The sequence below is a fragment of the Nonomuraea sp. KM90 genome, from assembly GCF_052246675.1.
Taxonomy (GTDB): domain Bacteria; phylum Actinomycetota; class Actinomycetes; order Streptosporangiales; family Streptosporangiaceae; genus Nonomuraea.
Map to the genome: position 1 here is coordinate 1 of NZ_JBQQCB010000227.1, position 9,202 is coordinate 9,202.

At 71.0% G+C, this 9,202-nt stretch carries 10 protein-coding genes; 3 read left to right on the top strand and 7 right to left on the bottom strand.

Going from position 1 to position 9,202, the window contains the following annotated elements:
* Positions 1-31 precede the first annotated feature (31 nt).
* Positions 32-664 carry an MFS transporter gene (locus tag ACTWPW_RS61470; protein WP_443174620.1) on the top strand — a complete coding sequence of 211 codons (633 nt, stop codon included), beginning with the start codon at positions 32-34 and terminating at the stop codon, positions 662-664.
* Positions 665-871: 207 nt separating this feature from the next.
* Here ACTWPW_RS61470 and ACTWPW_RS61475 read toward each other — a convergent pair whose 3' ends face one another.
* Positions 872-1,777, bottom strand: a complete 906-nt coding sequence (locus tag ACTWPW_RS61475; RefSeq protein ID WP_443174621.1) for an NADP-dependent oxidoreductase — start codon at positions 1,775-1,777, stop codon at positions 872-874.
* Between the two features lie 34 nt (positions 1,778-1,811).
* Positions 1,812-3,008, bottom strand: coding sequence for an MFS transporter (locus ACTWPW_RS61480; RefSeq protein ID WP_443174622.1), 1,197 nt, complete (start codon positions 3,006-3,008; stop codon positions 1,812-1,814).
* A 79-nt stretch (positions 3,009-3,087) separates the two neighbouring features.
* On the opposite strand from ACTWPW_RS61480, the gene ACTWPW_RS61485 reads away from it, so the two are divergent.
* Positions 3,088-3,489, top strand: coding sequence for a MerR family transcriptional regulator (locus tag ACTWPW_RS61485; protein WP_375119182.1), 402 nt, complete (start codon positions 3,088-3,090; stop codon positions 3,487-3,489).
* A gap of 148 nt (positions 3,490-3,637) precedes the next feature.
* Entirely contained in the window at positions 3,638-4,489 is an 852-nt protein-coding gene (locus tag ACTWPW_RS61490; RefSeq protein ID WP_443174623.1) for a DUF4253 domain-containing protein, read from the top strand.
* Between the two features lie 98 nt (positions 4,490-4,587).
* On the opposite strand, the gene ACTWPW_RS61495 is transcribed toward ACTWPW_RS61490, so the two are convergent.
* Genes ACTWPW_RS61495 through ACTWPW_RS61515 form a run of 5 tightly spaced genes read right to left on the bottom strand, consistent with a single transcriptional unit; the run spans position 4,588 to position 9,059 of the window.
* Positions 4,588-5,394 (bottom strand): alpha/beta fold hydrolase, encoded by an 807-nt coding sequence (locus ACTWPW_RS61495; RefSeq protein ID WP_375119180.1) that lies wholly within the window; start codon positions 5,392-5,394, stop codon positions 4,588-4,590.
* A 14-nt stretch (positions 5,395-5,408) separates the two neighbouring features.
* Positions 5,409-6,308 (bottom strand): LLM class flavin-dependent oxidoreductase, encoded by a 900-nt coding sequence (locus tag ACTWPW_RS61500; RefSeq protein ID WP_443174624.1) that lies wholly within the window; start codon positions 6,306-6,308, stop codon positions 5,409-5,411.
* Positions 6,299-7,669 carry an amino acid adenylation domain-containing protein gene (locus ACTWPW_RS61505; RefSeq protein WP_443174625.1) on the bottom strand — a complete coding sequence of 457 codons (1,371 nt, stop codon included), beginning with the start codon at positions 7,667-7,669 and terminating at the stop codon, positions 6,299-6,301. The genes ACTWPW_RS61500 and ACTWPW_RS61505 overlap by 10 nt, the downstream gene beginning before the upstream one ends.
* Positions 7,666-7,920 carry an acyl carrier protein gene (locus ACTWPW_RS61510; RefSeq protein WP_375119177.1) on the bottom strand — a complete coding sequence of 85 codons (255 nt, stop codon included), beginning with the start codon at positions 7,918-7,920 and terminating at the stop codon, positions 7,666-7,668. Before ACTWPW_RS61510 ends, ACTWPW_RS61505 begins: the two co-directional genes overlap by 4 nt.
* Positions 7,917-9,059, bottom strand: a complete 1,143-nt coding sequence (locus ACTWPW_RS61515; protein WP_375119176.1) for a cytochrome P450 — start codon at positions 9,057-9,059, stop codon at positions 7,917-7,919. The genes ACTWPW_RS61510 and ACTWPW_RS61515 overlap by 4 nt, the downstream gene beginning before the upstream one ends.
* Between the last annotated feature and the right edge of the window lie 143 nt (positions 9,060-9,202).

Consider the following 9,202-nt stretch of genomic DNA (forward strand, 5'->3'; position numbering starts at 1 on the left):
CGCGATGGCAATCCCTCCGAACAGCAGCAGCATGCCGCTGCGGCTGTTCAAGATCCGGGGGGTGGCGGTCGGCAGCGGCATGCTGCTGCTGTTCGGAGGGATTGCCATCGCGATGTGGTATTTCACGTCGCTCTTCCTGCAGAACGTCCTCGGCTACAGCGCGCTTCAAGCCGGGCTCGGGCAGACACCCGCGGCGGTGACGTTCATGGTGATCACGCGATGGGCCGCCGCCCTGCTGCCGCGAACCGGTGTGCGCCCCCTGGTGCTGGCCGGCAGCGGCTGTTTCGTGGCCGGTTTCGGCTGGCTCTCCCTGGCTCATGCCGACAGCGGCTATGTCACCAGCGTGCTCGGGCCTACGCTGCTCATCGCGGTCGGCATCGGGCTGACCTTCCCCACCATCATGGCCGCGGCGACCGCCGGCGTTCCCGACAGCGACGCGGGGATCATCGGCGGCCTGGCCCAAACCGCCAGCCAGGTAGGCGGGTCGATCGGCCTGGCGGTGCTCGCGACAGCCGCCAGCGCCAGAGCCGCGATGGAGGCCGGCGGGAGTTCCCCGGCCGCCGCCCTCGCCGCCGGATACGGCCTGGTCTTCCTCATGGCGGCTGGGCTCGGCCTGGCCATCGCGGTGGTCAGCTTGCTGCTGCCGCGACAGCAGCGCGGCTGACCGCCGGCGACGCCGCGTGCTCACTCGCCGCACCCCTGTGTCTGCGTACGACCTCACGTGGCGGTGCATGTGAACCGTCCTGGGTTTAGCTCCGACTTCTATTGGAGGATGGAGCTATGCCACGTCAGTTCCCGCCGGAGTTTCGGCAGCGCGCGTTGCGGCTGCTGGGCGAGTCCCGGGAGAACCACGAGTCGGAGTACGAGGCGATCAAGGCAGGTAGCGTCGAGGCCGGAAATCCGGATGGAACGAAACGTACGCTAAGTGGGTGTTTAGGCTCGACTGGTGGCATATGGCAGGATCTGCTCCGCACGTTGAGCGCCAAATCGACGCGCGCTTCGACCCGTTTCGGTCCACGAGGGCGGCGAGGTGGGCGAGGTGATCCTGATCCTCCTGGACGTAGCTCTTGGCGGCCCCGGGGATGTCGGGCAGGGGATGGTCAGCGATGGAGACGTACCGTCCTCCCGGCGCGAGGGCGGGGCCCGCGGCGGTGCCTGCGATGTCCAGTACTGCCGTATAGGTACGGCGAGGGAGATCGGCCGGGGTGTGCCAGACGCGTTCGGCGCCGAGTTCCCGGGCCGCTACGAGGTGCTCGGGGCGTGAGACCAGGGCGTCGACGGTGGCCCCGGTGTGGCGGGCGAGCTGGACGGCCATGCCACCCACGGCACCGGCCGCGCCGGTGATCAGAACGTGGTCTCCGTCGGTGACTGCCGCCTGCTGGAGGGCCTGCAGCGCCGTCACTCCGGCCAGCGGGAGTGACGCGGCATCCACCAGCGAAACCGTGGTGGGGGCGGCCGCCAGCAGCCGGGCCGGCAGGGCGACCTGCTCGGCCCAGGTACCGCGGCCGGTGGCGATCTGCGCGGACATCGCGATCACCTGGTCCCCGGGGCGGTAGCCGGGGTGGTTGGTGGCGGTGACGACTCCGGCCAGGTCCCACCCCAAGGTGGCCGGGAGTTCGGGCCCGACCTCCCATGCGCGCGTCTTCCAGTCCACCGGGTTCAGGCTGCTTGCGGCGGTACGGATCAGCACCTCGTCAGCTCCTGGAGCGGGCTGGGGAACCTCCCGGACGGACAAGACTTCGGGCCCGCCGTGGCTAGCGATCTGGATCGCGTGCATGGCGACCTCCTTCGCGGGGCGAATGGACGGGGGATCAGGCGGCGGTGGAGGTGAAGACTTCGGGTTCGGCGTCCTGCGCCGACGTCCGTGTCCGGGGCAGGACGAGATAGGTGAGGGACAGTCCGATCAGGGTCAGCACCGCGCCCGCCAGGCCGGTCCAGCGCAGAGCGCCGACGGCGACGATCGCACCGCCGATAACCGAGCCGGCTGCGGCGCCGAGGTTGAAGGCACCCACGTTGACGGAAACGGCCAGAGTTGGAGCGGCGCCCGCGTGGTGCAGGATCAGTCCCTGCAGCGGGGCGATGGTCGCGGTGGCGAGCAGGCCGAGCACCAGGACCGCGGCCACGGCGGTGGGCTGCAACACCGCGGCGAACGGAATGAGCAGGAGCGTCCCCGTCAGCCCGCCGAAGACCCCACGTACGGTTGCGCTCATCGATTTGTCGGTCAGCTTTCCGGCGGTGAGATTGCCGAGGAAACTGCCCGCGCCGTAGGCGAGCAGCAGACCGGAGACCGCCGCGGCGGAGAAGCCAGAGACGCGGGTCAGCAGCGGGGCGATGTAGGTGAACACTGTGGCGACCCCGGAGAAGCCCACCGCGGTGGTGGCGATGGCGAGCATAACCGGCCGACGCGCCACCACGCGTATCTCGTCGCGCAGTCGCGTGGCCGGCGCTTCCTGCCGGGGCAGCACCGCGGCCAGGAGAACGGTGCCCGCCACGGCAAGAGCGGTCAGCACGGCGAACGGAGCCCGCCATCCGGAACTCTGCCCGAGCAGCGCCCCCAGGGGCACCCCGAGGAGCGTGGCCACGGTGAAGCCGGAGGCGACGGTGGCGATGGCCGAGCCCGTCTTCTCGGCCGGGACCACCCGGGTCGCCGTCACCAGCGCCAGGGCCAGGAAGGCGGCGTGGCTGAGCGAGGACACCACGCGGCCCACCAGGAGCAGGCCAAACGAAGGCGCCACGGCGCTGATTGCGCTGCCTGCCGCGAACAGTACCATCAGGCCGACGGCGAGCCCCTTGCGCGGCAGACGCGCGGTCAGCAGGGCCATGACGGGCCCTCCGACCACCACTCCGAGCGCGTATGCGGTCACCGCTTGTCCAGCGGTTCCCACGGAGATGTCCAGATCAGCTCCGACCTGGGGCAGCAGCCCGGCGATCAGGTACTCCGAGGTACCCACGACGAAGACGCTTGCGCACAATGCCGCGAGCGTCGCGAACCCCTTGTTCACGTTCATGCTGCAGACGCTAAAGTCTCACATCAATATGAGAGTCAAGTCGAGAGGACAAGGTCCGCGCGGCCATCAGGAGGTTTTTGTGCGTATCGGTGAGTTGTCCCGGCGGACCGGCGTGGCCGTGCACCTTCTGCGCTACTACGAGGAGCAGGGTCTGCTCCACCCACAGCGGCGCCCCAGCGGTTACCGGGAATACGTCGAAGAGGACGTTGCCATCGTCCGCCGCATCCGCAGCCTTCTGGCCGCCGGCCTGAGCACCTCAACGATCACTACGGTCCTGCCGTGCCTGCGGGACACCGGCGACCGTCTCGTCCCCACCTGCTCAGACCTGCTCGCCGACCTCCACCAGGAGCGCGACCGCATCGCTCAGGCTATCAACGACCTTCAGGCCTCCATGGCCGCGCTCAATGACGTCATCGCCGCGGCCCCGGCCGACGTCACTCGGCGCATGAACGAAGCGGTTCTCATAAATGGTCATCTGTGAGAGTTCTGCGAGAGCCCCGGACGCGGTCACGTCTCCGCATGTGACCTTCGGCGGCAAACGGCGCGACATCTTCGCTGCCACATGACCGTTACAAGCTGCAAGGTTCTGGCCCCTCCATGCCTTGGCGATCATGGCTTATCGTGCTGCGATGGGTTTTGAACAGCAGCTCCAGTCGGAGCTGGCGGCACTGGCCGGCCACGAGGACAGCGTCGTGGAACTCTGCGGCCTGCTGTCGCCGGGCCGCCTCATCGTGACGGACGAAGGCGAAGGCCGCCCGGGTCTATGGATGACTGTGGAACCGGCCTCGGCTGATCTGTGGGCAGCTGTCCGAGAACTTCATGGACGGACCGGCTTGTGGCCTCTGCTGCTGGAATCTTCACCGCACGATAGCGAGTTCCGGCCCTGGGAATCCGGGGAGCTCTCTCTAGAGAAGATCACCTCTCCGGATCTCCACGACCACGCGACTCTCCTGGCGACGTGGTGGGCGCAACACACCGAGGTCGATGCGGACACCGATCAGTTGTCGCCGACCGAACGGATCGCCGTGACCGCACCCTACGGTCAACACTGGCCCGGGTTGGCGCCGGGCAAGCCGTTCACCGCGGAGCCGGCCTCGTTCGCAGTCGAGTACGCAGTCCACCTCACGGCCCAGAACCCGGACATACGCCTCGGCCTGGCCGCCGCCGGCCGGGGGGCTGATGCTCTGGCCGCCGCCGGGTGGATGGGCCCGCTGAACTACACCAACGACACCGGTGAGATCGCCGCCGTCCTGCGTAGTTGGGAGGACCGGTTCGGCGCCGTGGTCGTCGGCGTCGGTCTCGCCGACCTGTATCTGAGCATCGCCGCCCCGCCTTCGACGCTGCAGGAGGCGCTCCACGTCGCAGCCGAGCACTTCGCCTTCTGCCCGGACAACATCTGGCAGAACAGCCACCCCCACACGCTTGCCACCTACGCGGAGCGTCTTGTCGGACTCAACTCGTGGCAATTCTGGTGGGACTGACGAACGGTCTAAGGTGTCGGAGAATTGAACGATTCCCAACATGATCACCTTACGAGCGGGGCTACCCGTCAGGTGCCAATATGCCGCCGCGGTGAGGCTCAGGGGCCCGACAGGAAGTCCAGGATGTGGGCGTTGACCGTCTTGGGGCTTTCCAGGTGGCCGTAGTGGCCCGTGTCGGGGACCATTGCGTACTCGCAGCCCGGTATCCGGTCGGCCACCTCGCGGCCCAGGCGGGGCGGGGTGAGGCGGTCGTGTTCGAAGGCGACGACCAGGCCGGCCGTCTCGATCTTGGACAGCTCCTCCAGGCGGTCGGGGATCAGCGTGGCAAGCAGCTGGCTCCTGATGCCGGGCCCGGCCGCGGGCGCGGACATCTCGAAGACGTCGAGCCAGTCGCGCACGCGCGCGGGGTCGTCGAGGGTGGCCGGTGACAGGTTGAGCAGCGCGCGCAGCACGCCGGAGGTGGGTCCGGGCAGGGAGAGCCCGCGTTCAAGCAGGTCCAGCTCGGCCGCGACGATCGCCGCCCGGAAGGCGTCGGTACGGCCGCGCGTCGCCAGCAGCACGCACCGCGACAGCAGCCCGGGCCTGGCGAGCGCCACCTCCTGAAGGATCATCGAGCCGAGCGAGACGCCCACGGCGTGGCAACGCGCGATGCCCAGCGTGTCGAGCAAGGAGATGGTGTCGGCGACCATGTCGTCCAGGCCGAACTCGCCGGGGCAGGGGCCGTTGGCCGGCAGGCCCCGGTTGTCGAAGGTGATGACCCGGTATCCGGCCGAGACGAGAGCGGGCACCTGGTGGATGTGCCAGGTCCTGCCCAGCCCGCCCGCCCCCATCACCAGCAGCACCGGGTCGCCGGCGCCGTGGACCTCGTAGCCCAGGCGGACCCCGTTCACGTTCGCGTAAGGCATGGTGTTCCTCGGCTCTAGAACCGGCCGGCCCGTACGGCAGGCACCGCTTCCGTGGCGATGCGCTCGAAGACGGCGGGAATGGCGTGGTAGGGAGGTTCCGGGCGGGGCCAGTGCAGAATGAGATCGGTCGCCCCGGCCCGGTCGTAGCGCCCGGCGAAGTCCAGGAAAGCCTCCACGGACAACAGCGGCCGCTCCGGCGTGATGCCGGTGAGCAGGATGCGGCCGATGTCGCCCGGCTCGCGCCCCTCGGCGACGCAGGCGTCCTCCAGCAACTTCACCTGCCGCTGGAAGGCGGTCATGCACGCGCCGGGCCCGCGATCATCGAAGTCAGGGGTGTCGCCGAGCGTCACCCACGCCTGCGCGTGCCTGGCGGCCAGGCGCATCCCGCGGGGACCGGTGGCCGCGATCGCGAACGGGATGCTCGGCTTCTGCACGCAGCCGGGGTAGGTGCGCGCCTCGGTGGCGCTGTAGTAGCTTCCGCGCGTAGTGACGGCCGGCTTGCACAGCAGCTGGTCGAGGTGGTCGACGAACTCGGCGAACCTGGCGGTGCGCTCGCGGCGCGGCCAGGGCACGCCGCCGAGCGCCTCGGCGTCGAAGCCCTCGACCCCCGAGCCGAGCCCGGCGATCATCCGTCCGCCGGAGATGTCGTCCAGGGCGACGAGTTCCTTGGCGAAGGTGACCGGATGCCGGAAGTTGGGCGAGGCGATGAGCGTGCCCAGCCTGATGCGGCTGGTCACGCAGGCCGCGGCGGTCAACGTCGGCACCGTGGCGAACCAGGTCCTGTCGCGCAGCGACGCCCACGACAGGTGGTCGTAGGTCCAGGCGTGGTCGAAGCCGAGCGCCTCGGCCTGCTGCCACAGCCCGCATCCCGTCCCCCACCGGTGCTCCGGGAGGATCAGCACCCCTACCCGCATGCCGCCTCCTCGTCCAGCGCCGCGAAGTCCACCTTGCCGTGCGCGGTGAGCGGCAGCTCGCTGACGACGTGGAAGCGGCCGGGCACCATCTCGGGCGGCAGTCTGTGTGCGGCGAACTCTCGCAGTTCCGCTTCGTGCAGGTGCCCCGAGTCGGTCACGCCGATGGCGAGCAACCGGCCGTCGGCCGGGTCGAGACCCACCACGGCGTCGTCGAGCAGCGGATGCCCGCGCAGCACGGCCTCGATCTCGCCCGGCTCGACCCGAGCCCCGCGCACCTTCAGCTGGCGGTCGAGCCGGCCGAGGAAGCGCAGCGTGCCGTCGCGGCGGGCCGCCAGGTCGCCGGTGCGGTACCAGCGCCCGGGACGGCCCGGCAGGGGTACGGCCAGGCCGTCGCGCCCCCAGTAGCCCAGTGCCAGGCAACCTCCGCCGATGACCAGCTCCCCCTGCGATGCCTCGCGCCCCTGCTCGTCGAGGAGGATGACGGTGGCCGAGGGGATGGGCGCGCCGATCGGGATCTCGCCCGTCTCGGCGGGTCCGACGTCGTGGCTGGTCGCCAGCACGGTCGCCTCGGTGGGGCCGTAGTGGTTGACCAGGCGGCGCAGCGGATGCCCGTCCGACAGCCGCAGCCGGTCGCCGCCCGTGAGCAGGCATCGGAGCTGCCCGAAATCCGAGCCGTGCCGGACGTACGCCTCGGCCAGCGGGGTGGGCAGGAAGGCCAGGTCCACCCCTTCCGCGGCGAACCAGGCGCCGAGCTCCCACGGGGCGTAGCGCACCTCGGGCGGGGCGAAGCAGATCCGGGCGCCCGCGCACAGGTACGGCCAGGTCTCCCACTGGAAGGCGTCGAAGGACGGCGCGGCCACCGAGGAGGCCGTGTCGCCGGCGGTGACCCGGTACCCGGCCAGGTGCCAGCGGATGAGCGCGCCGAAGGAGTCGTGGCCGACGAGCACGCCCTTGGGCTGCCCGGTCGAGCCCGAGGTGTACAGCAGGTAGGCGGGATCGCCCGTCGCCGCGCTGAGGTCGGAGTCGAGCGGCTCCACCTCCCCGTCGGTGATCAGCGCGGCGGGGCGGGCGTCCTGGAGCATCTTCTCGGCCCTGGGACGCGGCTGCGACGGGTCGAGCAGCAGCGGGATCCCGCGGTGCAGCCAGACCCCCAGCTGTGCCCCGAGCAGCGCCGCGCCGGGCGGGCACCGCACGGCCACCACCCGGCCGGCCCGCACGCCACGCCCACGCAGGGCGCCGGCCGTACGCCTGCCTATCGCCAGGAGCTGAGAGTAGGAGGTCGCGCCCGAGGCCTCCACGACGGCGGTCCGCCCGGAGTGCGCGGCCGCCGCCCGCAGGAACAGCTCCAGCGCGGACGTCATCGCCCGCTCCCCGCCACGGTGCAGGCCGCCGCGACGGCGCGCACGCTGGCGTCCGCCAGGAACTGCTTGGCCGGGACCTGTAGCCCGTAGCGCTCGCGCAGGTCGGCGATCGCCTCGATCACCAGCAACGAGTGCCCGCCGAGCAGGAAGAAGTCGCCGTCCGGGTCGATGGCGACGCCGAGCGCGCGCTCGAAGACGTCCGACACCGCGTGCACCCGGCTTTCGAGCAGGCCGGACTGTATACCGCTCATGGCTGAGCTCCTTGTCGTAGGTGTTGCGGCGCGCGCATGACCAGGGCGCGCGCCAGCTTCCGGTAACCGCGGTCGGCATGCCACCGCACGCTGCCCTCGACCAGGCAGGCCCGCGGCAGCAGCCGGACCCAGGCCCCGACCGCCTCCTGCGCGGCCATGCGGGCCACCGGCGCGCCGAGGCAGTGGTGCAGCCCGGTGCCGAAGGCCAGGTGCGAGGGCGGATGGTCCAGGTCGAACCGGTCGGGCTCGGGCGTGACCCGCCCGTCCCTGTTGGCCGCGCCCAGGATGACGACGATCCGGTCGCCGGCTCTGATCAGCTCGCCGCCGACCTCCAGGTCGGCCGTGGCGACCCGCGGCACCTGCGGCACGGAGGTGTCGTAGCGCAGGATCTCCTCCACCGCCTTCTCGACCGTCGCCGTCGCGCCGGTGAGCCGCCGGTAGGCGGCGGGCTCGCGCAGCAGGTGCACCAGCCCGGTCCCGATCAGTCCCGCCGTGGTCTCCTGACCGGCGAACACCAGGAGCATGGCGGTCTCGACGAACGCCGGGTCGCCGGTCAACGCCGCGAGCACTCCGTCCGGCTCCAGCTCCGTGGCGCTGTCGTGGAACATCCGCCGCAGCTCCGCCGTCGCCCGTGCCGCCCGCCCCTCGAATCCCCTGTGGTACGGCATGGCCAGGAAGCTGGCGATGGGCGACATCAGCCGGGCGGCCGCGGCGCTGGCCTCGACCGGAACCCCGAGCACCCGCGAGATCATCCGCACGCCGAGCGGCTCGGCGAAGTCGCCCATGACGTCGACGGGATCTCCCGCGGAGCCGATCAGCGCCTCCGCGTCCTCCCGCAGCAGGGAGCGCAGGGCCTCGACCCGCCGCCGCGTGAACCACCCCTGCACGGCCCGCCGCAGCCGCGTGTGGCCGGGCGGGTCCATCAGCATGAACCAGCCGCCGAGCGTGCGCCGCAGCAGCTCGTCGTGGTCGCGGACGCTGAGGAGGCGCCAGGAGGAGGAGACGTGGGGCGAACGCAGGATCGCCGTGGCCTCCTGCCTGCCCGTGACGATCCACACGCCCATGTCGGCGTCCCAGCGCAGCGGCGAACCGATCGCGTGGTAGGTCGGGTAGGGGTTCTCCCAGAACGTCGCCGTCATGCCCGCTCCCTGAGGAGGTCCAGGTACGCGGCCCCGATCCGGCCGGCCAGCCCGGCGGAGACCCGTTCGGCCTGGTGGCCGATCTCGATCAGCGCGCCTCCCCCCGGCCGCGGCCACACCTCGCACACCAGCTCGGCCACGGC

What these genes read in the sequence shown, in the direction of transcription:
- ACTWPW_RS61490 (WP_443174623.1), top strand. Translation starts at nt 3,638, where the DNA reads ATGGGTTTTGAACAGCAGCTCCAGTCGGAGCTGGCGGCACTGGCCGGC.
- ACTWPW_RS61495 (WP_375119180.1), bottom strand. Translation starts at nt 5,394, where the DNA reads ATGCCTTACGCGAACGTGAACGGGGTCCGCCTGGGCTACGAGGTCCAC.
- ACTWPW_RS61515 (WP_375119176.1), bottom strand. Translation starts at nt 9,059, where the DNA reads ATGACGGCGACGTTCTGGGAGAACCCCTACCCGACCTACCACGCGATC.
- ACTWPW_RS61505 (WP_443174625.1), bottom strand. Translation starts at nt 7,669, where the DNA reads ATGACGTCCGCGCTGGAGCTGTTCCTGCGGGCGGCGGCCGCGCACTCC.
- ACTWPW_RS61480 (WP_443174622.1), bottom strand. Translation starts at nt 3,008, where the DNA reads ATGAACGTGAACAAGGGGTTCGCGACGCTCGCGGCATTGTGCGCAAGC.
- ACTWPW_RS61500 (WP_443174624.1), bottom strand. Translation starts at nt 6,308, where the DNA reads ATGCGGGTAGGGGTGCTGATCCTCCCGGAGCACCGGTGGGGGACGGGA.
- ACTWPW_RS61470 (WP_443174620.1), top strand. Translation starts at nt 32, where the DNA reads ATGCCGCTGCGGCTGTTCAAGATCCGGGGGGTGGCGGTCGGCAGCGGC.
- ACTWPW_RS61510 (WP_375119177.1), bottom strand. Translation starts at nt 7,920, where the DNA reads ATGAGCGGTATACAGTCCGGCCTGCTCGAAAGCCGGGTGCACGCGGTG.
- ACTWPW_RS61475 (WP_443174621.1), bottom strand. Translation starts at nt 1,777, where the DNA reads ATGCACGCGATCCAGATCGCTAGCCACGGCGGGCCCGAAGTCTTGTCC.